This is a genomic window from Pseudomonas turukhanskensis (assembly GCF_027922365.1).
In the GTDB taxonomy this organism is placed as follows: Bacteria; Pseudomonadota; Gammaproteobacteria; order Pseudomonadales; family Pseudomonadaceae; genus Aquipseudomonas; species Aquipseudomonas turukhanskensis.
This window is the reverse complement of record NZ_BSFN01000006.1, coordinates 229,073-252,016: the sequence shown is the minus strand read 5'-3', so window position 1 is coordinate 252,016 and position 22,944 is coordinate 229,073. Positions and strand designations below refer to the sequence as shown.

Below are 22,944 nucleotides of genomic sequence, written 5' to 3'. Positions count from 1 at the left end.
AGAACGGGCAAGACAGCCCCACGGCCGACTCGCTATCGTTGCCGCCATGAACACACACCCCACCACCGTACTGCTGCCCTATGTAGCGCCCTGGAACTGGCAACAGTTTCACGCCTATTTTTCCCTGCGCTGCCTGCCGGACATGGAGCGCGTCAGCGAGCATGGCTACCGCCGCACTTTTCGCATTGGCGAGGTGAGCGGCTGGTTTGCGCTGCGCCATCTGCCGGAACAAGGCGCCCTGGAGTTAACCGTAAGCCCCTCGGCGGCCGCCTTGTTACCGCTGCTGGCGGCACGGGTTGAACGCATGTTCGACCTCAACACAGACACCACGCTGATTGCCCGGCACCTGAGCCAAGACCCGCAACTGACCGCGCTGGTGGCCCGCTACCCCGGCCTGCGCATACCCACGGCGTTCGACCCGTTCGAGCAGGCCGTGCGTGCCATCGTGGGCCAGCAAGTGACGGTAAAGGCGGCGGTGACCATCGTTGGCCGCCTGGTCAAACGCCTGGGCGAAGACGTGGCCGATGCGCCGGAGGACGGCCCAAGCCGGCTATTCCCTACCCCGCTGGCCATCGCCGAGGCCAATCTTGACGGCATCGGCATGCCCGGCAAGCGCGTAGCCACCTTGCAGGGCTTTGCCCGCGCGCTCACCGACGGCAGCCTGGCGCTGCATGCCGATGAGGGTGTGGACGACCTGATCGAACGCCTCTGCGCCCTGCCCGGCATTGGCCCGTGGACCGCGCAATACATCGCCTTGCGCGCCTTCGGCGTGGCCGATGCCTTTCCGGCCAGCGACCTGGGCTTGCTCAAGGCCAGGCTTTGGGGCAGCGCCGGCATCAGCGCCCGCGCCCTTACCGCCCAGGCCGAAGCCTGGCGGCCCTGGCGCGCCTATGCCGCCATGTACCTGTGGCAAAGCTATGCAGAACCCGAGGAGTAAAAACCATGCATTACCGCTACCACGACAGCCCCATCGGCCCGCTGCTACTGGCCGGCGACGAGCACGGCCTGCGCCTGCTGCATATGGATGGCGCGCAGCCATGGCAATTGAACGAAAACTGGCACGCGGCGGATGCCGAGCTGGATGAGGTGTGTCAGCAGCTGGACGAATACTTTGCCGGTAAGCGTCAGCAATTCAGCCTGCGCCTGGCGCCGTTGGGCACGCCGTTTCAGCAGCAAGTATGGAATGCGCTGCAGCAGATTCCTTTTGGCCGTACCTGCAGCTATAGCGACCTGGCCCAGCGTATCGAACGGCCCAGGGCGGTGCGTGCCGTGGGCACGGCCAATGGTGCCAACCCGATTGCGGTGGTCATTCCCTGCCACCGGGTAATCGGCAGCAACGGCACCCTCACCGGCTATGCCGGCGGCCTGGAGCGTAAACAGCTGCTGCTCCAGCTTGAGGGTGCCTGGTTGCTCTGACGCTAGATGCGCACGTTGCCGCGCGGCCCGGCAATGGCCCAGATAATCAGGCCCAGCACCGGCAGCAGCACAATCAGCAGTACCCACAGCACTTTCATGCCGGTTTCGGCGCCGCTTTTCAGCACGTTGATAATCGCCCAGATATCCAGCGCCAGAATGATCAGGCCGATCAGGCCGTTAAACCCATTACCCATGGTGGTACTCCTTCAGATGGGATTGCCCTTCTAGGATAGTCGGCCGCCAGGTTGGTTCAGGGTTCTTGTACAGCGTGGATTGCATGCAATGGCAGCCTATCGCTATTATGCGAACAGTTCTCACTTGAGAGCCATTCACCAATAGTGATCCCGGCATGTCCGCAGCTGAACCGCCTTTCCAGCAAGCCATTTCCGAGTTGTACAGCAACCATCACGGTTGGCTGTTCGGCTGGCTGCGAAAAAAGCTCGGTTGTTCGCACAATGCCGCCGACCTTGCCCAAGACACCTTCGCCCGCATTCTCGCCTCCCGCGATGTGGTGGCCGGTATGCGCGAGCCGCGCGCTTACCTGAGCACCACGGCACGGCGCTTGGTGATCGACCGCGCGCGGCGCAAGCAGATCGAAGATGCCTATTTGCAAGAGCTTGCCCTCACGGCTGAAACCCTAGCCGGCTTTCAGTCGCCGGAGCAGATTCTCACCACCCTCGAAGCGCTGGAGCAGATCGCCTTTGTGCTCGAAGAATTGAGCGCCAACGCCCGCCAGGCCTTCCTGCTGTATTTCCTCGACGGCCTGACCCAGGTGGACATCGCCGCCCAGCTGGGCATTTCCGAGCGCATGGTGCGCAAGCACCTGATGAATGCCCTGCTGCATTGCAGCAATGCGCTGGACGTGTAGCCGTGACCATTAACGAGCAAGCCGCCGACTGGCTGCTGCAACTCAACGAGCCCGGCGCTACCGAGCAACTGCGCGCCGACTTCGAGGCCTGGAAACGCCAGGACCCTCGCCATGGCGCAGCCGCCGAACGCCTGCAGGGTTTTATCGGCCAGATGGCCGCCCTGCGCCCGCAAAAAGCCTCGGTGCATGCCGCCCTTGGCGCCGCCTACGCCAGCCGCAACAAGCCGTATCGCAGCAAACGCAGCGTCAGCGCCTTGCTGCTTTTGCTCGCCCTGCTGCCGGCCTGGGCGCTATGGCGCAGCGGCACGCCGGCGTATTGGCTGGCCGACCTGCACACCGCGCCCGGCCACTGGCGAACCCAGGTTCTGGCCGACCGCTCCGAGCTCACCTTGAATGGCAACAGCGCGGTCAATATCGACTTCGACGGCGAGCGCCGGCATATCCAGCTGCTGCGCGGTGAAGTGCTGGTGGAGGTCGCCCACGACCCGGCGCGGCCCTTTATCGTCGAAACCGAACAGGGCCAGGTGCGCGCGCTGGGCACCCGCTTTGTGGTCAAACGGGAAAATGGCAGCACCCTGCTGACCATGATCGAATCGCGCACGGCCGTGAGCGCCCACGATTCACCCGATAGCAAGATGGTGGATGCCGGGCAGCAGGCCCGTATCGCCCACGACCAGGTGCAACTGCTCGGCACGGTCGATGGCCCGCGCTTCGACAATGCCTGGCAACGCCACCAGTTGCTGGTGGAGGACCGGCCGCTTGGCGAGGTGCTGGAACAACTGGCCAACCAGCGCAGCGGTTACCTCTACTACGACGCCGCAGCGCTGGCGGGCCTACGGGTGTCCGCCGTGCTGCCGCTGGATGACAGCGACCGCGCGCTGCAATTGATTGCCGACGCGCTGCCGGTGCAGATCCAGCACGTTACACCGTGGCTTGTGTTGATCAGCAAACCGTAGGGCGAATATCCGCTTGCGGATATCCGCCGTTCCCATGACCTCGAATCGGCGGATATCGCCAGAGGCGATATTCGCCCTACCCCGAGCACGAGATTATTTCTCAATTGAGGTTCCGCATTGCCGCTCCTGCCCGTCAAGGAAGAAACCAACATGACAACAGGAACTGTCTTGCGATGATCCTCAAGCCCTCTCGACACGCATTGGCGCCCACCGCCCTGGCCGTGCACCTGGCCCTTGGCAGCGCGCTGGCGCTGGTACTGCCGAGCATCAGCCATGCCGCCCAAGCCACTCAGCGCTACAGCATTGCCGCCGGCCCGTTGGGCACCGCGCTGAATCAGTTTGCCCAGCAGGCAGGCGTGGCGATTGTCTTCGACGCCCAGCGTGTGGCCGGCCTCAACAGCCCGGGCTTGAATGGTGAGTACGGGGTCAACGAAGGCTTTGCGGCCTTGCTGCGTAACAGCGGCTATGTCGCCCGCCAGGGCAGCAACGGCTTTGTGCTGCAACCGGCGCCCGCCGATGGCGAGCCCTTGTCGCTGAGTCCGGCTTCGATCACCGGCGAGAGCCTGGGCTCCATCACCGAAGGCACCGGCTCGTATACCACCGGCGCCAGTGCCACGGCGACCAAACTGCCGCTATCGATCCGCGAAACGCCGCAGTCGGTCAGCGTGATCACCGAGCAACACATGCGCGACCAGAATATGGTCAGCCTGGAAAACGTCATCGCCCAGGCGCCGGGTGTGGAATTCAAAAAGAAAGGCAATTCCTCCGACGATGAAGTGGGGATTTTTTCCCGCGGGCTGAAGATCGAGAACTTTCAGGTCGACGGCATACCCACCGTGTTCGAGCCGGAAATGAAAAGCCAGGACAACGACATGGCGGTGTACGACCACGTCGAAATCGTGCGTGGCTCCACCGGTCTGCTCAGCGGCGCCGGCAACCCTTCGGCCACCATCAATATGGTGCGCAAGCGCCCGACCCGCGAGTTCCAGGCCTCCATTCAAGGCAGCGCCGGCTCCTGGGATAACTACCGCACTGAGATGGATGTGTCCGGCCCGCTCACCGAAACCGGCAACGTGCGCGGTCGCCTGGTGGGCGCCTACCAAACCGCCGACTCCTTCACCGACCGCCTGAGCACCGAACGCCAGGTAGCCTACGGCATCATCGAAGCCGACCTTACCGAGCGCGACACCGTGAGTTTCGGCGTCGACTACCAGGTGAAAAAATGTGATGCCTGCGGCTACTTCGGTTTCCCGGCGTTTTTCAGCAACGGCAACCGCACCGACTTCGAGCGTTCCTATAACTCGGCCGCCGACTGGAGCTACGCCGACCGCCAGCGCACCTCGGTATTCACCACCTACGAGCACCGCTTCGATAACGATTGGCTGGCCAAGGTCGCCTATACCAATACCCGCGACAAAAACGACGTGGAGTACGGCTGGTTCAGCAGCGTGAACTACCCCAACCAGCAAACCGGCGCTGGCGCCTCACTGTTTTTTGCCAAATGGCCGAGCCGGCCGGAACAGAACGCTATCGACGCTTACGCCACCGGCCCGTTCTCCTTGTTCGGGCGCGAACATGAACTGATGGTGGGCGTGAGTGCGAACAAGTACACCGCCAACGTCGGCGCCTATCCACTTTGGAACGACTACAGCGGCAGCGGTTGGAACCCGTTCATTCCCGATGTCTACAACTGGCATGGCGACATCGCGCGGCCGCCCATGGCACGTGAAGGGGATATCAAATACCAACAGCGCAACACCGCTGCCTACTCGGCCGTACGGCTCAAACCCACCGATGACTTGTCGGTGATTCTGGGTACGCGCCTGAGCTACTTCAAGTTGGACAAGTCTGTGCAGTACTACTGGGACCCGGGCGTCGAATATGCCCCCGAGGGCGGCAAGCGCAAGGAAACCGGCGAACTCACGCCTTACGCCGGCCTGGTCTACGACCTGGACGAGCATTATTCGGTGTACGCCAGCTACACGAAGATCTTCAAACCCCAGACCGCGCAAACGCTGGAAGGCAAATTTGCCGAACCGGCCGAGGGCGACAGCTACGAAATCGGCAGCAAGGCCGAGTACTACGACGGCAAGCTGAACCTGACTGCCGCGCTGTTTGAAACCAAGCTGGACAACTACCCGGCCGGCACCGATATCAACGACAACCTGGGCAACGAGTATGTCAACCCGACCACTATCAAGATCAAAGGGGTGGAGCTGGAAATAGCCGGTGAGATTCTGCCCGGTTGGCAGATGCAGGCAGGCTACAGCCATATCAATACTTACTATCCGCAGGGCATGGACGTGAACGTCGGCTTCCCGAAAAACAGCGTCAAGGCGTTCAGCACCTACACCTTCCAGGGCGACCTCAACCGGCTGACGCTGGGGGGTGGCTTGCGCTGGGAAAGCGCGACCAGCTACGACAACACCAACGTCATTCCCGGCCGCACCCTCACGGCCAAGCAGGAAAGTTATGCATTGGTGGATGTACTGGCGCGCTACAAATTCGACGAACACTTCACCGGCACGCTGAACGTCGACAACATTTTCGACAAGGAGTACTACGCCAGTACCAGCGTTTACAGCGACTTGTATGGCGAGCCGCGCAGTTTTACGGCGACGTTGCGCTGGGAATACTAAGCGCTTCGCGAGCAAGCTCGCTCCAACGGATTGCGCGGTCTGTAGGAGCGAGCGTGCTCGCGAACCCTGGAAACCCCGATCACGAAAGCTGCCGACGCGGCCCCATCACATACCAGTTGAAAAACCCCAGCAGCGGGAAGAACAGCAGAAAGGTCAGCCACAAGACTTTCATCTGCCGGCGAATGGAGCTGCCAACCACTTGGTAGGCAGCCCACAAATGGCACAGCACCAGAAGCGCCAGCGCGGCGTAACACCAATAGCGGTAAGCCTCGAAATCTAGATTCAGGAACATGGCGTACCTCGACGCGGGGAGTTCTCCCTAGAGAGCCGTAGCCGCGCAACAAGGTTCCGCTTTGCGGACCAACTGCCGATCAGTAAGACGTGAGGTCAATCAGGGCGAAACTGGCCAGCGTTTCATGCCCCGGCAATTCCCCGCCTTCACGCGCCAGGCCGCACGTTTGCAACCCGGCCTCTTGCGCGGCATCCAGCTCCTCCACGATATCCGAGAGAAACAGCACCTCATCCGCCGGCACGCCAATGCTGGCCACGATGGTGCGATACGACTGCGCCTCACGCTTGGGCCCGGAGGTGGTGTCGAAATAGCCGGAAAACAGCGGCGACAGATCACCGGCCTCCGAGCAGCCGAAAATCAACTGCTGCGCCTGGATGGAGCCCGAGGAGTACACGTACAGCGCGTAGCCCTCCTGCTTCCAGCGCTTCAGCGCTTCAACGGCGTCGGGGTAGACATGGCCTTTGAGTAGCCCAGCCTTGTAGCCCTCGGCCCAGACCATGCCTTGCAGCGCTTTGAGCGGCGTGGCCTTGCGGTCTTCGGCGATCCAGCCGAGCAGAATCTCGATCACCCGCACGACATCGGCCTGCGGCTCGCCGCTGAGTTCGCGTACCGCCTGCAACTGCTGGGCGACGTCAGGCTGATCGGCATTGAGCAGCACAAAATCCGGCAGGTGCTCGGCGGCAAAGGGGAACAACACATCGAAAACAAAACTCACCGCGCTGGTGGTGCCTTCGATGTCGGTGAGGATGGCTTTGATGGGCATAAAGGGCGTCCTTTCGAAACCGGAACAAATGTCGTGATGTAACCCACCGTCATCCCAGCGCAGGCTGGGATCCAGAATGTGAGCGTTTACGAGAGAAACCGTGCATACGCCGATCTGCTCGTCCCAATCACTATTCTGGGTCCCAGCGTTCGCTGGGATGACGGCGGCAGAGAGGGAAACCGCGTTGTTTAATCGTCGAGTCGAGGAAACTGGCTGGCGATGCTGTCGCCGGTAAAGTTCGCCACCCAACCCTCGGGGTTGTTAAACAGGCGAATGGCAATAAAGTGCGGATGCTCGCCCATGTCGAACCAATGGCGCGTACCGGCGGGCACCGAGATCAGGTCATTCTTCTCGCACAACACGGCATACACGTAGTCATCGATATGCAGGGTGAACAAGCCACGGCCGGCGACAAAAAAGCGCACTTCGTCTTCGCCATGGCGGTGCTCGTCGAGGAACTTGGCGCGCAGTTCGGCTTTTTGCGGGTGGTCGTCGCTGAGGCTGACAACGTCCACGGTCACGTAGCCGCGCTCGGCCATCAGTTTGTCGATCTGCGGTTTGTAGGCGGCAATCACTTCATCCTGGGTGGCGCCCGGTTTTAGCGGCGTCACCGCTTGCCAGCGCTCGAAACGCACGCCGACAGCGGCCAGGGTGCTGCTGATGTCTTCGACGTGGTTCAGTACTTTGTTGGGAACGTCCGGGGTGGACACGGCAAATACGCTGAGGCTGCTCATACGCGGGCTCCCTGCACTTGAGAATGGGCAAGCGCGAGCATTTTCAGCTCGCACTCGAACAGAAATTCAAAGGCCTCTATCTGGCGCAACGCGTCGCTCATCTTCGCGCCCCAGGTGTACAGGCCGTGGCCGCGAATCAGATAGCCCACGCAATCGGGGTGCTGGTCGAGCCAGGGCTGAACCTTGGCGGCGAGACGGGCGATGTCCTGGTCGTTGTCGAAAATCGGCACGCGCACCTGCGATTCGTGGGTGGCGATACCGCTGAAGGCTTTTTGCAATTCGTAGTCTTCGAACACCAGCTCGCTGGCCGTGGTGGCTCGCGACAGCACCGTGGCGTTTACCGAGTGGGTGTGCAGCACCGCACCGATATCGGCGCGCCATTGGTACAGCTGGGTGTGCAACAGGGTTTCGGCCGAAGGCTTTTTACCGGGCTCCAGGCTGTTACCATCAAGGTCGGTGGTCAGCACATCGTCGGGGCCAAGCTGGCCTTTGTGTTTGCCCGACACGGTCAGCAGCGCTTCGCTGGCCGACAAGCGTGCCGAGTAGTTGCTGCTGGTGGCTGGTGACCAGCCCCGGCCGTAGAGAAAACGTCCTGCCGCGATAATCTCGTCGGCCAATAGTTGCCTGCTCATGCCCGCTCCTCATTGATGGCGGTGTGTGGTGGCAGTGCGAGATTGCGGGCGTTGTCGCTTGGCAAACGCATACCGATGATAACTGCTGCTGCCGTCGCCGCGATGCTGGCGATGGCAAAGGTGGCGGCGGGCCCCAGGGTAGTCCAGCTGTAACCCGAATACAGGGCGCCGAATGCGCCACCAATACCGGCCAGGGCGGCATACAGCGCCTGGCCCTGGCCTTGCTGGTTGGCGCCAAAACTACGCTGCACGAAATGAATGGCAGCGGCGTGAAAACTGCCGAAGGTGGCGGCGTGCAGCACCTGCGCCAGCACCAGCACCGGCAGGTGCTCGGCAAAGTTGCCCAGCAGCAGCCAGCGTAGCGCGGCCAACAGAAAACTGGCCATCAGCACCTGGCGCAGGGAAAAGCGCTGAAGGATGCGCACCATCAGCAAGAACATCAGCACCTCGGCCACCACACCCAGCGCCCAGAGCTGGCCGATAAAGCCACGGGCGTAACCCAGCGCTTCCAGGTGCAGGGTCAGAAAGGTGTAGTACGGGCCGTGGCTGAGCTGCATCAAGCCCACGCACAGGTAAAAAGCCAATACGCCGGGCTGGCGCAACTGGGTGAGAAACCCGCCGGCATCCACCTGGCTTTCACGCACGTAGGGCTGGGCATTGGGCACCCAGCGACTGCTGACCACAATGCCGGCCATGATCGCGATCAGCGCCCAGGGATAGATATCCAGGCTCAACCATTCGAACAGTTTGCCCAGCACCGCCACGCAAACGATAAAGCCGATGCTGCCCCACAGGCGGATCTGGCTATAGCGCGCCGCCTGCTCGCGCAAATGGGCCAGGGTAATGACTTCGAACTGCGGCAGCACCGCATGCCAGAAGAACGCGTGCAGGGCCATGATCAGCGCCAGCCAGGCGTAGCTCTTGCTGATAAAGATCAGGCTGAAGCACAGCAAGGTGGTGGCCGCGCCAAAGCGCACGATGGCCAGGCGCTTGCCGCTGCGGTCACCGATCCAACCCCACAGGTTCGGCGCCACGCAGCGCATCAGCATGGGGATGGCCACCAGCTCGCCAATGCGCGCCGGGGCAAAACCCAGGTGATGAAAATACAAAGCGAGAAACGGCGCCGTCGCCCCCAACAGGGCGAAGTAGAAGAAATAGAAACTGGATAAGCGCCAGTACGGCAATGTGCTTGCCATGGCGTGCTAGCGCGCCACGCCCCGTGCACCCGGGGCGGATGCAAGGGCGGCTAGCGGGTTCACAGTTGGCCCAGCACCGGGGTGCTGACCTGCACGTCGGCGTTCTGCGCGCGGTTGCGCAGCAGATGGTCGAGCAACACGATGGCCATCATCGCTTCGGCAATCGGCGTCGCACGAATGCCCACGCACGGATCATGACGGCCCTTGGTGATCACGTCCTGCGACTGGCCGGCGACGTCGATGGAGCGGCCCGGCGTGGTGATGCTGGAGGTGGGCTTCAACGCCAGGTGAGCAATGATCGGCTGGCCGGAGGAAATACCGCCAAGGATGCCGCCGGCGTTATTGCTCAGAAAACCATCCGGGGTCAGCTCGTCGCGGTGCTCGGTGCCGCGCTGCGCCACGCTGGCAAATCCGGCGCCGATTTCCACGCCTTTGACCGCGTTGATGCTCATCAGCGCATGGGCCAGTTCGGCGTCCAGGCGGTCGAAAATCGGTTCGCCCAGGCCCGGCATCACGCCGTCGGCCACCACGGTGATTTTCGCCCCGACCGAATCCTGATCGCGGCGCAGTTGGTCCATGTAGGCCTCAAGCTCAGGCACCTTGGCCGGGTCGGGGCAGAAAAAAGCGTTGTCTTCAACGCTGTCCCAGGTTTTGAACGGGATTTCGATCGGCCCCAGTTGGCTCATGTAGCCGCGTACCTGAATGCCGAAGCCAGCCAACACTTTCTTGGCAATCGCGCCTGCGGCCACGCGCATCGCAGTTTCGCGGGCCGAGCTGCGGCCGCCACCACGGTAATCGCGGGTGCCGTATTTGTGGTGGTAGGTGTAGTCGGCGTGGGCCGGGCGGAACAGATCCTTGATGGCCGAGTAGTCTTTGGACTTCTGGTCGGTGTTGCGGATCAGCAGGCCAATCGGGGTACCGGTGGTTTTACCTTCGAACACGCCGGAAACGATTTCGACTTCGTCGGCTTCCTGGCGTTGCGTGGTGTGGCGGCTGGTGCCCGGCTTGCGGCGGTCGAGGTCGATCTGCAGGTCCGCCTCACTCAATGGAAGGCCCGGAGGGCAGCCGTCAACGATGGCCACCAGGGCCGGGCCATGGCTTTCGCCAGCGGTGGTGACAGTGAACAGCTTGCCGTAGGTATTGCCGGACATGCAGGAGCGCTCCGCGAAAAACAGCCACAAAATCAAAGACGGCGGAGTATACCTGCGCCACCTTGCCAGTTCATCCTAGAACCTTATTCCATCTGCTGCGTCCAAACGGCAACCTCCTTATAAGTAGCCACCTTGATGCCCCGCGCGTTCGTTCTGCTGCTGTTGTTTTTTCTGCCGGCCCTGGGCCAGGCGCAATCGTTCACGGTGCTGCAACGGCCCATGACCCTCACAACCGCCACGGGCGCACTGCACGGCACTTTGCTGGTACCAAAGACCGATAAAAAAGTGCCGGTGGTGCTGCTGATTGCCGGCTCCGGGCCCACCGACCGCAACGGCAACAACCCTGAGGGCGGCAATAACGACAGCCTGAAACTGCTGGCGCAAACCCTGGCCAAGAATGGCATTGCCAGCGTGCGGTACGACAAACGTGGCATCGCCGCCAGCCGCCCCGCGACACCGGATGAGCGCGACTTGAGCGTAGAAAAATACGTAGCCGATGCCGAGGCCTGGAGCCGGAAGCTGCGGGACGATGGGCGTTTTTCCACCCTGACCCTGGCTGGCCACAGCGAAGGCGCTTTGATTGCCACACTCGCCGCGCCTACCGCGGGCGCCGATGCCGTGGTATCGATTGGCGGCACAGGGCGACCTATCGACCAGGTGCTCAAAGAACAACTGCGCGATCACTTGCCCGCCCCCTTGCTGCCGCAAAGCCTGTGGATGATCGATCAACTCAAAGCTGGCAAAACCGTGGACGCGGTGCCCGGCGACTTGCAGGTGCTGTTTCGACCTAGCGTGCAGCCTTACCTGATGTCCTTGTTTCGTCAGGACCCGGTCGGCGCGTTCGCGCAGCTGAAGATGCCTGCCCTGATTCTGCAGGGCAGCCACGACATGCAAGTGGAGGTGAAGGACGCCGAGGCGCTGAAGGCCGCAAAGCCGGATGCCCAGCTGGTGGTGATTGCCGGCATGAACCATGTGCTGCGCATTGTCGCCGACGACCCCAAGCAGCAATTGGCCTCGTATAACAACCCCAACCTGCCGCTGGCCGGTGAGCTGACCGAGCGAATGGTGGCCTTTGTATCCGGCTTGAAGTAATAGCACTGCGCCAGCCTCAAGCGCAGCGTGGGACAGCCGATAGCAAGCAGGAGCAGTACGCTCGTACAGAACCAGTTTGCGGACCACGCCCATGGCAGACACACCCACAGAAGAACAAGAAGCCCCGCCGCCCGAGGAGGCCACCGCCGTCGCCGAGGTCAGCGATGCGCTGCCCCACCCGTGGAACGCCTTGCCCGACGAGCAGTTTCGCCTGCTGCGCCTGGCGCCGTTGCCGGCTGACCGCTACACCGGCCCGCGCCCCCTGCGCTTTGTACAAATGGGTCGCCTGGCCCGGCACAGCCCCGACCAGAGCTTTCTGCGCCTGAGCATCAGCCTGCCCGGCATCATGACCCGCAAGGGCGACAACCTGCTCGAAGTGTGGATCGACCACCGCCGCAAGGAAGTGCGCTTTGGGCCTGACAGGGGCCTGCACATTGAACCGATCAACCGTGGCCTCGGCCGGTTTCTGCTCGCGCAAGGCATCGCCTGGGCGCAGCAACGGTGCGCGCACTACACCGTGGAAGGCGGCGCGTTGGGCATCAAGGATGTATTAAGTGAAGACGCGCGTTTGCGCCGCGACCACTTTCTCAAGGCTCAGGGTTTTGACCTCGACTACGCCGATGCGCAGCAGGCCAAAGTCACCTATTCAGCCGCCAGGGTCAGCAACCTCAAAGGCGACTGGAACAAGGAAAAGGTGCAAAGCATCGAGCTGATGGACGCCGCCGCGATGCTCGAACACGCCGACCACAACCTGCGCGAGCAAGACGCAAAAATTCTCAAGCAGCAACAGCGCATTGATAGCTTGCGCCGCGAAGACGGCACGCAACGATTTACCATTGCGTGCCTGGTGGCGTTTTGCGTGTTTCAGGCGGGGTTGTTTATCTGGATGGCGTCGAGGTAACAAACTCAAATGCTCTGCTCCCCTCTCCCTTAGAACAAACTCAAAGGCTCTGCTCCCCTCTCCCGCGTGCGGGAGAGGGGCCGGGGGTGAGGGCCTGGGGGCAACTCGGTCGCCGCTAACAGCCCCTCACCCGCAGAACAAACCCAAATGCTCTGCTCCCCTCTCCCGCTTGCGGGAGAGGGGCCGGGGGAGAGGGAATGGTTTTACAACCGCGAAGCAAACAACCCCTGATGCACCCGGCACTGCTGCGCCGTCAGCAAAAACACGCCGTGCCCGCCGTTCACAAAGTCCAGCCAGGTAAAGTCCACTTCCGGGTACAGCGCTTCCACATGCACTTGGCTATTGCCCACTTCCACCACCAACACGCCCTGCTCGGTCAGATGGTCGGCCGCTTCGGCCAGCATGCGCCGCACCAGATCCAGACCGTCGTCGCCGCAGGCCAGCCCCAGCTCGGGCTCATGGTGGTACTCGGCCGGCATATCGGCGAAATCTTCGGCATCGACATAGGGCGGGTTGGACACGATCAAATCGAAACGCTGCCCCGGCAAGCCGGCAAACCCATCGCCCTGCACGGTAAACACGCGCTCTTCCAGGCTATGGCGCTCGATATTCTGGTTGGCGACTTCCAGCGCTTCGAATGACAGATCGGCCAGCACCACTTCGGCCTGGTCGAACTCGTAGGCACAGGCGATACCGATGCAGCCCGACCCCGTGCACAGGTCGAGGATGCGCAGTGGGTTCTCGGGCAACCACGGGCTGAACCGCTGTTGAATCAGTTCGGCTATCGGTGAGCGGGGAATGAGCACCCGCTCATCAACAATAAAAGGCAGGCCGCAGAACCAGGCTTCGCCCAGCAGATAGGCCGTGGGAACGCGGTCTTCGATGCGTTGTTTGAGCAGGGTGTGCAGGTAGTCGCGCTCGTCGTCTTCAAGGCGGCAATCGAGGTAGGCATCGGCGATTTCCCACGGCAGGTGCACGGCGCCCAGCACCAGCTGCCGCGCTTCGTCCCAGGCGTTGTCGGTGCCATGGCCGAAGAACAATTCTTCGGCATGAAAGCGGCTGACAGCCCAGCGAATGTGGTCACGCAGGGTACGCAAACGGGAAGTCGAAACGGTCACAGCGGCATCTCCAAAGTCGAGGCCGGCAGTTTAGCCGAAGGCGCATTGGGCCCGGCGGGTTTATTGCGCCCGGCTGCAGCCAGCGCAAACCGTGGGGTAGCACACGCGTACAAGCAAAAAGATTCACAGCCATCGTCTGTGGGGTGACAATGGCGGCCATTCGCATCGTCAGGAGCCTAGACATGTCCCAACCGCAAACCTTACTCCAGCTCACCGGCCGCAGTTATGCGCCGGCCAGTCTGAGTAATGCCTGCCTGCTGATCATCGATGCGCAAGAGGAATACCGCAGTGGCGCCATGCCGCTCCCCGGCCTTGATGCCGCCATCGGCGAAATTTCCGCCCTGCTGGAAACAGCCCGCGCCAACGGCTCGCCCATCGTGCACGTCAAGCACCTGGGCGTGCCGGGTGGTTTTCTCGACCCGCAGGGACCGCGCGGCCGTTTTATGCCTGAACTCGCTCCGCTACCGGGTGAAACCGTGGTCGAAAAACGCCTGCCGAACGCCTTCTCCGGCACCGACCTGCATGCCCGTCTGGAAGCCATCGGCCGTCTGGATTTGATCATCTGCGGCTTCATGACCCACTCCAGCATCAGCACCACCGTGCGCGCCTGCAAGGACTATGGTTATCGCTGCACCCTGGTGGACAGCGCCTGCGCCACCCGCGACCTGCCTTACGGCGATGGTGTGATCAGCGCGGCCGAAGTGCACCGCACCGAAATGGCCATTCTGGCGGACAACTTTGCCGCATTGGTCGGCCATGCCAAGGCACTGATCTAGGCTCCATAGCGCAGGCCAATAGACGAACTGCCCGGCGCATTTGCGGGCAGGAGTGAACCTCACCTCCTCGCTCCGGTCATACCGCCGACACCCTGAAAGGAAAGCGGAATGAAATTGTCTGATGGTTTCGACGCCCGACGCCTGCGCCCACGCGGTCCTGGGAGCTGGCGCTGGCGCTTCGCCGCCGCGCTTTCGGCACTTTTTGCCATGCTGGGCATATTGCTGGCGATGGCCGGTACGGCCACCCTGCTCGGCCGCCCGCCAGCCCTGGGCGGTCTCAACGACACGCCGGCCAGCGCCACCGTCATTCTGGTGTTCGGCCTGTTCCTGTTGTGGCTCGGTGTGGTGGCCTGGCGCCGCTGCCGTCGCCGCCTGCGTCGCCCCAGCGATCTGGCCATGGCGCCGCACCTGATGAAGAAGCACGACTAATCCGCCCGTGAACGGCTACCGCTGAATGGGTAAACTAGGCCCATTCGCGGAGACCTCCCATGCAAGACGACGATTTTTCCCTATTCCAAGCCGAAACTCGCGGCATCAAACCCCTGCAACACGACCGCGCCGAAACCGGCAAACCCAAAGCCGACCGCGCCCGCGTGCAGGCCTTGCGCCAGGCTGCGACCATTTCTGAAGGCGTAACGCGGGTGGACGGCCTCTCCGACCAGTTTGTGATCGACGTCGGCGCCGAAGACCCGCTCTACTGGTCGCGCGACGGTGTGCAAGAAGGCCAGATGCGCAAACTCAAGCTCGGCCAGGTGAGTTTCGAAGGCAGCCTGGACCTGCACGGCATGAACGTGGAAAAAGCCCGCGACACCCTCTGGGAATTCCTCGCCGAAGCCAACAAGCTGGAGATCCGCTGCGTGCGCGTTACCCATGGCAAAGCCGTGCGCATGGACGGCAAGCGCCCGATGATCAAAAGCCACGTCAACACCTGGCTGCGCCAGCATCAGGGCGTGCTGGGTTTCACCTCGTGCCTGGCCAAACACGGCGGCACCGGCGCCATTTATGTGCTGCTCAAACGCACCATGATGGATGGCCGCGACGAGTAACTACTCACTTCACCTTGGGAAAATGGCGGCATATCTGAGTGCTTGTGGCGTGCTATGCGCTTGCAAGCCAAAGCGCAGCGCCCTACCCTGCGTCTCTGCTTACTGCCCACCAAAGCCTTACAGGTAGATCCATGTCCCTGGAACAGAACTACAGCGCGATCCTCAGCCAACTGGGTGAGGACGTTTCCCGCGAAGGCCTGCTCGACACGCCCAAACGTGCCGCCAAAGCCATGCAGTACCTTTGCCGCGGTTATGAACAGACCCTGGAAGAAGTCACCAACGGTGCCCTGTTCAGCTCCGACAGCAGCGAAATGGTGCTGGTCAAGAACATCGAGTTGTACTCGCTGTGCGAACACCACCTGCTGCCGTTCATTGGCAAGGCCCACGTGGCTTACATCCCGAGCGGCAAGGTGCTGGGCCTGTCGAAGGTCGCCCGTATCGTCGACATGTTTGCCCGCCGCCTGCAGATTCAGGAAAACCTCAGCCGCCAGATCGCCGAAGCCGTACAGCAGGTGACCGGCGCCCTGGGCGTGGCCGTGGTGATCGAAGCGCAGCACATGTGCATGATGATGCGCGGTGTCGAAAAGCAGAACTCGTCGATGGTGACCTCGGTGATGCTCGGCGAATTCCGCGAAAACGCGGCCACCCGTAGCGAGTTTCTCAGCCTGATCAACTGAGTTCTGCGGACGTGAAAAGACCGGCCCTGCGCCGGTTTTTTTGTACCTGTCGCGCCACCGCCATACGCGCGCTTCGTAGGGTGTGCTCCGCGCACCAAGCGATCTCAAGCCGGCCACAACTAGGAAAATTCCTACAAGCTTGACCCAGGTCAGCCCCCATTCCAGAGCGGCTCTCTAGCCTTGGCCATCGCTCGTTCGCCTTCGAGCCGCACGCTAAGGAAGCACCACCATGGCCTATCTAGTCTGGCAGGAAGACCTCAACACCGGCATCCAGATCATCGACGACCAGCACAAACGCATCGTCGCCATGATCAACCTGCTGATCCACGCCAACGAAAACAACCACAGCCGCGAAGAAGTCGGTGAAGTGCTTGGCGAGCTGGTGGATTACACCCTGTCGCACTTCGCCTTCGAAGAAGCGCTGCTCGAAGAAGCCGGCTATGCCTTTACCCGCCCGCACAAACGGGTGCATGAAATTTTTACCGCGCGGGTCAGCGAGTTCAACTTGCGCTTTCAGGCTGGCGAAGACGTGACGCAAGAGTTGATCAACCTGCTGTCGCGCTGGCTGTTCAACCATATCCGCAACGACGACAAGGCCTACGCGCAAACGGTGAAAACAAACATTGCCCAACTGGTGGAAAACAAACACAGCGGCGGCTGGTTTTCGCGCTCGTTCAAACGCTTTTTCGGGGATGCCCACGCCTGACCAGCGGTTGCGGCAAATGCGCCCAGGCTGCGGCCAGGGCGCGCGCATTCAGGTAAGCTGCCGCCCTCGTTTTTTCCGCCGTAGAGGGTGTTGCCGTGCTTATCAAAGCGTTGCGGGTTGGCCTGGGCCAGCTCATCGTGTTCATCGACTTCATTACCCGCCCGCGCAAGCAAAAGCGCACGCCCGAGGCACAGGCTGAGGTAGCACAGGCCACGGCCGGCATGGCGTTGTATCAATTCCACGCCTGCCCGTTCTGCGTACGTACCCGCCGCACCCTGCACCGCCTGAACCTGCCGATCGCCCTGCGCGACGCCAAGAACAACGACCAGCACCGCCAGGCCTTGCTGACCCAGGGCGGCGCGATCAAAGTGCCGTGCCTGCGCATCGATGAAAACGGCGGCACCACCTGGATGTATGAATCCAAGGCGATCATGCAGTACCTGCAAGACCGGTTCGCCAGCGTCTGATTGGCGCGTTTTGCACAGACAAAAAAAATCGCGGCTCAAGCCGCGATTTTTTTTATGCCTCGATTTAGTGCTTGCGCAGAATCACGCTGCCAATCGAGTAACCCGCACCGAACGAACTCAGCACGCCCAGCGAGCCGCTTGGCAGGTCGTCCTGGTTTTTGTGGAAAGCGATAACAGAACCGGCCGAGCTGGTGTTGGCGTAGGTGTCGAGAATCACCGGCGCCTCTTCAGGCAGCGCGTCGCGGCCCAACAGCTTTTTGGTGATCAGCAGGTTCATGCTGAGGTTGGCCTGGTGCAGCCAGAAGCGCTTCACATCCGATACCTGAATGTCGTTGGCCGCCAGGTGCTCGCCCACTAGCTCTGCCACCATCGGGCACACGTCACGAAATACCTTGCGGCCTTCCTGCACGAAGAGCTTGTCGCGCTTGCCCACGCCTTCTTCGGCGGCACGGTTGAGGAAGCCGAAGTTGTTGCGGATGTTGTTGGAGAACGAAGTCAGCAGCTTGGTGCCGACAATATCGAACTGGTACTTGGAGGTGGCCAGGTCCGCCCGCTCGACGAGTACGGCAGTGGCAGCGTCACCGAAAATAAAGTGGCTGTCGCGGTCACGGAAGTTCAGATGGCCAGTGCAGATTTCCGGGCTTACCACCAGAATCGCGCGGGCCTGGCCGAGCTGGATGTTCTGGGTGGCAGCCTGAATGCCGAAGGTGGCCGAAGAGCAAGCCACGTTCATGTCATAAGCAAAACCGGTGATGCCCAGAGCCGCTTGAACCTCGATGGCCACGGCCGGGTAGGCGCGTTCCAGGTTGGAGCAGGCGACGATCACGCCATCCACATCGGCGGCGGTCTTGCCAGCGCGTTGCAGGGCCTGTTCGGCAGCGGCAACGCCCATTTGGCAAAGAATGCCCCACTCTTCGTTGGAGCGCTCTGGCAGGCGCGGGGTCATGCGCTGTGGGTCGAGAATGCCTTCTTTGTTCATCACAAAGCGGCTTTTGATACCGGAGGCTTTTTCGATAAAGGCGCTGCTGGACTCGCTCAGCGCTTCGATTTCACCTTGTTCGATGGCAGCGGCATTGTCGGCGTTGAACTGCCGCACATAGGTATTGAAGGACTCCACCAGCTCATCGTTCGAAATGCTGTTTTCCGGGGTATACAGGCCGGTACCGCTGATGACGACGTTATACACGGTCGATCCTCTTGCAAGCTTAATTGATCGGAATGGCGGCTATTGTGCCCGAAAATGACTACAAACCCCCAGCGATACACGCTGACGTTCGTCAGCCTGAAGAAGGCACGTGCGTACCGGTAAAAAGCGGCAAGCCGCTCCGTTCGTAGCAGCGAGCTCGCTCGCGAACGCTGAAAACGGTTTAAGCGAGAAAATCACTTGGCGAGCACGCTCGCTCCTACCAACCGGCAACCGCTCTAGCCTGCGGATTATTACGTAATCCGTAACAGATATTTACCTATGTAAGACCTGCAACATTTTGACACACCCCCTACTCTAAAAAGGCGCGTGGACTAGACGAACGCGGATAACGCCTTGCCGTTAATCCGCTCCAGGGGCGTGAACCGCCACCTCTCGCAACCCGCTCAGCCCGTCTGGCCGTTGGCCGGACCCGCTCACAACCGTGAACTGATACGCCAACGCCGCGCTGTACAACAGCGCGCCATACCCGGCGTCAGGAGCCCTGCATGACCGAGCAATCCAAAGGCCTCACCCGGCGACAGCTGTTAAAGACCTCCGCCACCACCCTGGCTGCCGGCGCCGCCGCCAGCGCCCAGGCCGCCACCGTGATCGGTACGCCCAAGTGGCTGCCCTTCGACCATAACGGCCCGATGCACTACGACAGCCCCGGCTGGCAGTTCTTCACTGCCGAAGAAGCCGCAGAAGTGGAAGCCATTGTCGAACAACTGATTCCCGCCGATGAATTGAGCGTCAGCGGCAAAGACGCCGGTTGCGCAGTCTTTATCGACCGCCAGTTGGTGGGCGACTACGGCGATTTCGGCCGCCTGTACATGGAAGGCCCCTTCACCCCCGGCACCCCGGCGCAGGCCGACCAGTCGCCGCTGGTGCCGCGCGAGCGCTACCGCATCGGCCTCGCTGGCTTGAGCAAATACTGCCAGGCCACGTTCCAGAAAAACTTCAGCGCCCTGGCGCCCGAGCAGCGCGACAAGGTGCTCACAGACCTGGAAAAAGGCGCCATCACCCTGGAGGGCATCGAGGCCAAAGCCTTCTTCCAGCAAGTGCTGGACAACACCATGGAAGGCTTCTTCGCCGACCCCATCTACGGCGGCAACCGCGACATGGTGTCCTGGAAGATGATCGGGTTCCCCGGCGCCCGCTACGACTACCGCGACTACATCGGGCTGCATAACCAGAAGCTGAACCTCACGCCGATTTCCATCATCGGCAGCTCCGCCTGGAACAAGAAGGGTTAAACACACCATGGCTAAAAAATTACCTTCCACCGACGTAGTGGTCGTGGGGCTCGGCTGGGCGGGCTCGATCATCGCCAACGAACTGGCCGACACCGGCCTTAACGTGATCGGCTTCGAACGCGGCCCGTGGCGCGACACCGCCACCGATTTCAACCTGGCCTCGGCCACCGACGAGCTGCGCTACAACCGCCGTCAGGAACTGATGCTGCGCACCAAACAGAACACCTGCACCATGCGCAACAAAGAGTCGGAAACCGCACTGCCCATGCGCGTGTGGGGCTCGTTCCACCCCGGCAACGGCACCGGCGGCGCCGGCAACCACTGGGCCGGCATCACCTTTCGCTTCCAGCCCACCGAGTTCCGCCTGCACAGCTACCTGACCGAGCGTTACGGCAAAGAACTGCCCGCGGAACTGACCCTGCAAGACTGGGGCACCACCTGGGAAGAAATGGAGCCGCACTACGACGCCTTTGAGCGTCTGGCCGGCGTTTCCGGCAAAGCCGGTAACCTCAACGGCACGATCGTCGAAGGCGGCAACCCCTTCGAAGGCGCACGTTCCAAGGAATACCCGAACCCGCCGACGGCACAAACCTACGCGCCAACGCTGTTCGCCGAAGCCGCCAAAAACCTCGGCTACAAGCCCTTCCCGGTGCCTTCGGCGCTGGCCTCGCGGGCTTATACCAACCAGCTCGGCGTCACCATGGGCCCATGCACCTTCTGCGGTTTCTGCACCAACTACGGCTGCGGCAACTATTCCAAAGCCAGCGCCATCGTCAACGTGCTGCCGGCGCTGATTCGCAAGCCCAACTTCACCGCCAAGACCAACTCCGAAGTGCTGAAAGTGACCATGGACAGCACCGGCACCCGGGCCACCGGCATCATCTATGTCGACTCCAGCGGCCAGGAATGGGAGCAGCCGGCAGAGATCGTGGTGGTCGCCGCCTTTATCTTTGAAAACGTGCGGCTGATGCTGCTTTCGGGTGTAGGCGAGCCGTACAACCCGATCACCAATACCGGCACCACCGGGCGCAACTACGCCTACCAGACCGCCAACAGCGTGAAGATGTTTTTCAACGACAAGAACTTCAACCCCTATATCGGCGGCGGCGCCATCGGCATGGGCATCGACGAGTTCAACAACGACAACTTCGACCACTCCGGTTTGGGCTTTGTCGGCGGCGGCAGCACCCGGGTGACCCCGATTGGCGCAGCGCCCATCGACTCGCGCCCGACCCCGCCCGGCACACCGGCCTGGGGTGCGAAGTGGAAAAAGGCCACGGTGGACAACTACCTCTCCACCATGTCCATCGGCTGCGAAGCCAGCAGTTATTCCACGCGCAATAACTACCTGTCGCTGGACCCCAACTACAAGGATCCGCACGGCCGTCCGCTGCTGCGCATCACCTTCGACTTCCCCGAGAACGACCTGAAAATGGCGCAGTACGTCACCAACAAAGTGGTGGAAATCGCCAAAACCATGAACCCCAGAGAAATGGTGCCGGCGCCGAGAAAAGGCCCGTGGGCTAATACCTCGTACCAGTCCTCGCACATCGTCGGGGGTTTCATCATGGGTGCCGACCCGAAAAACAGCTCGGTGAACAAGCACCTGCAAGTGTGGGGCGTGCCCAATCTGTTTGTGGTCGGCTCCTCGGCCTTTCCGCAAAACCCTGGCTACAACCCCACCGGCACCGTGGGCGCCCTGGCCTTCAAGGCGGCGGATGCAATCAAACGACTTTATCTGCAACGCCCAGGGGAGATGATCAGCGTATGAAGACTCTTCTCTCCCTTAGCGCCATGGCACTGCTCGGCCTGACCGTACAAGCCGCCCACGCCGGAACCGGCGCCGACTCCTACAACCTGGTGGAAAAAGGCCGTTACCTGGCGGTGGTTGGCGACTGCACCGCCTGCCATACGGTGCCAGGCAAAGCGCCTTTTTCCGGTGGCGTGGCGATTGAAACGCCGTTCGGCAAACTGGTCGGCGCCAATATCACCCCCGATCCGGACACCGGCCTTGGCCACTGGACCTTCGACGACTTCCAGAAAGTGATGTCCGAGGGTCATAGCAAAGGCGGCAAACGCCTGTACGGCGCCATGCCCTTCACCGCCTATACCAAGGTGCGCAAAGAGGACAACCTGGCGCTTTGGGCCTACCTGCAAACCATCGAGCCGGTTAACAACCCGGTGGAAACCAACCAGTTGCCCTTCCCCTTCAACGTGCGCACCAGCCTGATCGGCTGGAACATGCTGAACTTCACCCCCGGCGAGTTCACCCCCAACGCGGAAAAAACGCCGCAATGGAACCGCGGCGCTTACCTGGTGGAAGGTCTTGGCCACTGCGGCACCTGCCACACGCCGAAAAACCTGATTGGTGGCGACAAGAACGACCAGTTCCTGGCCGGCTCCAACCTGCAAGGCTGGATAGCGCCCGACATCACCGCCAACGCCCACAGCGGCATTGGCCAGTGGAGCAATGAGGAAATCGTCGAGTACCTGAAAACCGGCGCCAACCGCTTCGACATCGCCTCCGGCCCCATGGCCGAAGCGGTGGAAAACTCCACCCAGCACTGGACCGATGAAGACCTGATGGCGGTGGCCGTTTACCTCAAGGACGGCCAACCGGCAGCCGCCGCACCGCAACCTGTGGCAGCCGATACACCCGCCATGGTTGCGGGCAAGGCGATTTACGCCGACCGCTGCTCCGCCTGCCATGTGCCCAACGGCGAGGGGGTGAAAAACCTGTTCCCGAAACTGGCAGCGGCACCGTTGGTAAACAGCACCGACCCGACCTCGCTGATTCGCGTAGTGCTGGCCGGTAGCCGTGCCGGTGGTACCGAAGCAGCGCCGACGGGACCAGCCATGCCGTCGTTCGCCTGGAACCTCAGCGACGACAACATTGCCGACGTGCTCACCTATGTGCGCAATACGTGGGGCAATGCGGCACCGGCGGTTTCGGTGGGAGAAGTGAGCGATTTGCGCGGAGATTTGCACCCGTAAAGTCTGCTCGTGAACCGTAGGGCGAATATCGCCACGGGCGATATCCGCCGGCTGCGTGCACGCCACGCAAACCGTGGCGGA

At 61.7% G+C, this 22,944-nt stretch carries 25 protein-coding genes; 16 read left to right on the top strand and 9 right to left on the bottom strand.

Going from position 1 to position 22,944, the window contains the following annotated elements:
• Window positions 1-46: 46 nt before the first annotated feature.
• Together PKE98_RS13170 and PKE98_RS13165 are read left to right on the top strand one after the other, a co-directional pair.
• Window positions 47-937 carry a DNA-3-methyladenine glycosylase family protein gene (locus PKE98_RS13170; protein ID WP_271195749.1) on the top strand — a complete coding sequence of 297 codons (891 nt, stop codon included), beginning with the start codon at window positions 47-49 and terminating at the stop codon, window positions 935-937.
• 5 nt (window positions 938-942) lie between these two features.
• A complete protein-coding gene (locus PKE98_RS13165) occupies window positions 943-1,416 on the top strand; it encodes a methylated-DNA--[protein]-cysteine S-methyltransferase (RefSeq protein ID WP_271195748.1) in 474 nt (157 codons plus the stop codon).
• Between the two features lie 2 nt (window positions 1,417-1,418).
• Here PKE98_RS13165 and PKE98_RS13160 read toward each other — a convergent pair whose 3' ends face one another.
• Entirely contained in the window at window positions 1,419-1,610 is a 192-nt protein-coding gene (locus tag PKE98_RS13160; protein WP_110618342.1) for a PLDc N-terminal domain-containing protein, read from the bottom strand.
• Window positions 1,611-1,765: 155 nt separating this feature from the next.
• On the opposite strand from PKE98_RS13160, the gene PKE98_RS13155 reads away from it, so the two are divergent.
• The 3 genes from PKE98_RS13155 (at window position 1,766) to PKE98_RS13145 (ending at window position 5,879) form a co-directional block, all read left to right on the top strand.
• On the top strand, window positions 1,766-2,284 hold the full coding sequence (locus tag PKE98_RS13155) for a sigma-70 family RNA polymerase sigma factor (RefSeq protein ID WP_271195747.1): 519 nt from the start codon (window positions 1,766-1,768) through the stop codon (window positions 2,282-2,284).
• A gap of 2 nt (window positions 2,285-2,286) precedes the next feature.
• Window positions 2,287-3,240, top strand: a complete 954-nt coding sequence (locus PKE98_RS13150; RefSeq protein WP_271195746.1) for a FecR family protein — start codon at window positions 2,287-2,289, stop codon at window positions 3,238-3,240.
• Window positions 3,241-3,413: 173 nt separating this feature from the next.
• The gene (locus tag PKE98_RS13145) at window positions 3,414-5,879 is read left to right on the top strand and encodes a TonB-dependent siderophore receptor (RefSeq protein WP_271195745.1); all 2,466 of its coding nucleotides are present in this window, start codon (window positions 3,414-3,416) and stop codon (window positions 5,877-5,879) included.
• A gap of 79 nt (window positions 5,880-5,958) precedes the next feature.
• Here PKE98_RS13145 and PKE98_RS13140 read toward each other — a convergent pair whose 3' ends face one another.
• The 6 genes from PKE98_RS13140 to aroC all read right to left on the bottom strand — a co-directional run bounded on the left by PKE98_RS13140 (window position 5,959) and on the right by aroC (window position 10,647).
• Window positions 5,959-6,171: a PLDc N-terminal domain-containing protein gene (locus PKE98_RS13140; protein WP_271195744.1), complete on the bottom strand. Its 213-nt coding sequence runs from the start codon at window positions 6,169-6,171 to the stop codon at window positions 5,959-5,961.
• Window positions 6,172-6,250: 79 nt separating this feature from the next.
• Entirely contained in the window at window positions 6,251-6,934 is a 684-nt protein-coding gene (mtnC, locus tag PKE98_RS13135) for an acireductone synthase (RefSeq protein WP_271195743.1), read from the bottom strand.
• A 188-nt stretch (window positions 6,935-7,122) separates the two neighbouring features.
• A complete protein-coding gene (locus tag PKE98_RS13130) occupies window positions 7,123-7,668 on the bottom strand; it encodes a 1,2-dihydroxy-3-keto-5-methylthiopentene dioxygenase (protein WP_271195742.1) in 546 nt (181 codons plus the stop codon).
• On the bottom strand, window positions 7,665-8,300 hold the full coding sequence (locus PKE98_RS13125; RefSeq protein WP_271195741.1) for a methylthioribulose 1-phosphate dehydratase: 636 nt from the start codon (window positions 8,298-8,300) through the stop codon (window positions 7,665-7,667). Before PKE98_RS13125 ends, PKE98_RS13130 begins: the two co-directional genes overlap by 4 nt.
• Window positions 8,297-9,496, bottom strand: a complete 1,200-nt coding sequence (locus PKE98_RS13120) for an MFS transporter (protein ID WP_271195740.1) — start codon at window positions 9,494-9,496, stop codon at window positions 8,297-8,299. Before PKE98_RS13120 ends, PKE98_RS13125 begins: the two co-directional genes overlap by 4 nt.
• Before the next feature lie 59 nt (window positions 9,497-9,555).
• The gene (gene aroC / locus PKE98_RS13115; RefSeq protein ID WP_271195739.1) at window positions 9,556-10,647 is read right to left on the bottom strand and encodes a chorismate synthase; all 1,092 of its coding nucleotides are present in this window, start codon (window positions 10,645-10,647) and stop codon (window positions 9,556-9,558) included.
• A 132-nt stretch (window positions 10,648-10,779) separates the two neighbouring features.
• Between aroC and PKE98_RS13110 the strand changes: the two genes are divergently transcribed.
• Both PKE98_RS13110 and PKE98_RS13105 read left to right on the top strand, forming a co-directional pair.
• Entirely contained in the window at window positions 10,780-11,739 is a 960-nt protein-coding gene (locus PKE98_RS13110; protein ID WP_373877852.1) for an alpha/beta hydrolase, read from the top strand.
• Window positions 11,740-11,830: 91 nt separating this feature from the next.
• On the top strand, window positions 11,831-12,640 hold the full coding sequence (locus PKE98_RS13105) for a hypothetical protein (protein ID WP_271195737.1): 810 nt from the start codon (window positions 11,831-11,833) through the stop codon (window positions 12,638-12,640).
• Between the two features lie 203 nt (window positions 12,641-12,843).
• Here PKE98_RS13105 and prmB read toward each other — a convergent pair whose 3' ends face one another.
• Complete coding sequence (gene prmB, locus PKE98_RS13100; protein WP_271195736.1) at window positions 12,844-13,758, bottom strand: 50S ribosomal protein L3 N(5)-glutamine methyltransferase; 915 nt, start codon at window positions 13,756-13,758, stop codon at window positions 12,844-12,846.
• A gap of 182 nt (window positions 13,759-13,940) precedes the next feature.
• Here prmB and PKE98_RS13095 point away from each other — a divergent pair, with 182 nt between their 5' ends.
• From PKE98_RS13095 to PKE98_RS13070, 6 genes are all read left to right on the top strand, one after another.
• A complete protein-coding gene (locus PKE98_RS13095) occupies window positions 13,941-14,534 on the top strand; it encodes a cysteine hydrolase family protein (RefSeq protein WP_271195735.1) in 594 nt (197 codons plus the stop codon).
• Between the two features lie 108 nt (window positions 14,535-14,642).
• On the top strand, window positions 14,643-14,963 hold the full coding sequence (locus PKE98_RS13090) for a hypothetical protein (protein WP_271195734.1): 321 nt from the start codon (window positions 14,643-14,645) through the stop codon (window positions 14,961-14,963).
• Between the two features lie 59 nt (window positions 14,964-15,022).
• A complete protein-coding gene (locus tag PKE98_RS13085; protein ID WP_271195733.1) occupies window positions 15,023-15,580 on the top strand; it encodes a Smr/MutS family protein in 558 nt (185 codons plus the stop codon).
• Window positions 15,581-15,711: 131 nt separating this feature from the next.
• Window positions 15,712-16,257, top strand: coding sequence for a GTP cyclohydrolase I FolE (gene folE, locus PKE98_RS13080; protein WP_271195732.1), 546 nt, complete (start codon window positions 15,712-15,714; stop codon window positions 16,255-16,257).
• Window positions 16,258-16,486: 229 nt separating this feature from the next.
• Window positions 16,487-16,963, top strand: coding sequence for a bacteriohemerythrin (locus PKE98_RS13075; RefSeq protein WP_271195731.1), 477 nt, complete (start codon window positions 16,487-16,489; stop codon window positions 16,961-16,963).
• Between the two features lie 95 nt (window positions 16,964-17,058).
• Window positions 17,059-17,430, top strand: a complete 372-nt coding sequence (locus PKE98_RS13070) for a glutathione S-transferase N-terminal domain-containing protein (RefSeq protein WP_271195730.1) — start codon at window positions 17,059-17,061, stop codon at window positions 17,428-17,430.
• Window positions 17,431-17,494: 64 nt separating this feature from the next.
• Here the strand turns inward: PKE98_RS13070 and PKE98_RS13065 are convergent, their stop codons facing one another.
• Entirely contained in the window at window positions 17,495-18,616 is a 1,122-nt protein-coding gene (locus tag PKE98_RS13065; protein WP_271195729.1) for a beta-ketoacyl-ACP synthase III, read from the bottom strand.
• 506 nt (window positions 18,617-19,122) lie between these two features.
• Here PKE98_RS13065 and PKE98_RS13060 point away from each other — a divergent pair.
• Genes PKE98_RS13060 through PKE98_RS13050 form a run of 3 tightly spaced genes read left to right on the top strand, consistent with a single transcriptional unit; the run spans window position 19,123 to window position 22,863 of the window.
• Window positions 19,123-19,869, top strand: coding sequence for a gluconate 2-dehydrogenase subunit 3 family protein (locus tag PKE98_RS13060; RefSeq protein WP_271195728.1), 747 nt, complete (start codon window positions 19,123-19,125; stop codon window positions 19,867-19,869).
• Between the two features lie 7 nt (window positions 19,870-19,876).
• Window positions 19,877-21,640, top strand: coding sequence for a GMC family oxidoreductase (locus tag PKE98_RS13055; protein ID WP_271195727.1), 1,764 nt, complete (start codon window positions 19,877-19,879; stop codon window positions 21,638-21,640).
• Complete coding sequence (locus PKE98_RS13050; RefSeq protein ID WP_271195726.1) at window positions 21,637-22,863, top strand: c-type cytochrome; 1,227 nt, start codon at window positions 21,637-21,639, stop codon at window positions 22,861-22,863. Before PKE98_RS13055 ends, PKE98_RS13050 begins: the two co-directional genes overlap by 4 nt.
• Window positions 22,864-22,944: the final 81 nt, after the last annotated feature.

What these genes read in the sequence shown, in the direction of transcription:
- PKE98_RS13170 (WP_271195749.1), top strand. Translation starts at nt 47, where the DNA reads ATGAACACACACCCCACCACCGTACTGCTGCCCTATGTAGCGCCCTGG.
- PKE98_RS13165 (WP_271195748.1), top strand. Translation starts at nt 943, where the DNA reads ATGCATTACCGCTACCACGACAGCCCCATCGGCCCGCTGCTACTGGCC.
- PKE98_RS13160 (WP_110618342.1), bottom strand. Translation starts at nt 1,610, where the DNA reads ATGGGTAATGGGTTTAACGGCCTGATCGGCCTGATCATTCTGGCGCTG.
- PKE98_RS13155 (WP_271195747.1), top strand. Translation starts at nt 1,766, where the DNA reads ATGTCCGCAGCTGAACCGCCTTTCCAGCAAGCCATTTCCGAGTTGTAC.
- PKE98_RS13145 (WP_271195745.1), top strand. Translation starts at nt 3,414, where the DNA reads ATGATCCTCAAGCCCTCTCGACACGCATTGGCGCCCACCGCCCTGGCC.
- PKE98_RS13140 (WP_271195744.1), bottom strand. Translation starts at nt 6,171, where the DNA reads ATGTTCCTGAATCTAGATTTCGAGGCTTACCGCTATTGGTGTTACGCC.
- mtnC (WP_271195743.1), bottom strand. Translation starts at nt 6,934, where the DNA reads ATGCCCATCAAAGCCATCCTCACCGACATCGAAGGCACCACCAGCGCG.
- PKE98_RS13130 (WP_271195742.1), bottom strand. Translation starts at nt 7,668, where the DNA reads ATGAGCAGCCTCAGCGTATTTGCCGTGTCCACCCCGGACGTTCCCAAC.
- PKE98_RS13125 (WP_271195741.1), bottom strand. Translation starts at nt 8,300, where the DNA reads ATGAGCAGGCAACTATTGGCCGACGAGATTATCGCGGCAGGACGTTTT.
- PKE98_RS13120 (WP_271195740.1), bottom strand. Translation starts at nt 9,496, where the DNA reads ATGGCAAGCACATTGCCGTACTGGCGCTTATCCAGTTTCTATTTCTTC.
- aroC (WP_271195739.1), bottom strand. Translation starts at nt 10,647, where the DNA reads ATGTCCGGCAATACCTACGGCAAGCTGTTCACTGTCACCACCGCTGGC.
- PKE98_RS13105 (WP_271195737.1), top strand. Translation starts at nt 11,831, where the DNA reads ATGGCAGACACACCCACAGAAGAACAAGAAGCCCCGCCGCCCGAGGAG.
- PKE98_RS13095 (WP_271195735.1), top strand. Translation starts at nt 13,941, where the DNA reads ATGTCCCAACCGCAAACCTTACTCCAGCTCACCGGCCGCAGTTATGCG.
- PKE98_RS13090 (WP_271195734.1), top strand. Translation starts at nt 14,643, where the DNA reads ATGAAATTGTCTGATGGTTTCGACGCCCGACGCCTGCGCCCACGCGGT.
- PKE98_RS13085 (WP_271195733.1), top strand. Translation starts at nt 15,023, where the DNA reads ATGCAAGACGACGATTTTTCCCTATTCCAAGCCGAAACTCGCGGCATC.
- folE (WP_271195732.1), top strand. Translation starts at nt 15,712, where the DNA reads ATGTCCCTGGAACAGAACTACAGCGCGATCCTCAGCCAACTGGGTGAG.
- PKE98_RS13075 (WP_271195731.1), top strand. Translation starts at nt 16,487, where the DNA reads ATGGCCTATCTAGTCTGGCAGGAAGACCTCAACACCGGCATCCAGATC.
- PKE98_RS13060 (WP_271195728.1), top strand. Translation starts at nt 19,123, where the DNA reads ATGACCGAGCAATCCAAAGGCCTCACCCGGCGACAGCTGTTAAAGACC.
- PKE98_RS13055 (WP_271195727.1), top strand. Translation starts at nt 19,877, where the DNA reads ATGGCTAAAAAATTACCTTCCACCGACGTAGTGGTCGTGGGGCTCGGC.
- PKE98_RS13050 (WP_271195726.1), top strand. Translation starts at nt 21,637, where the DNA reads ATGAAGACTCTTCTCTCCCTTAGCGCCATGGCACTGCTCGGCCTGACC.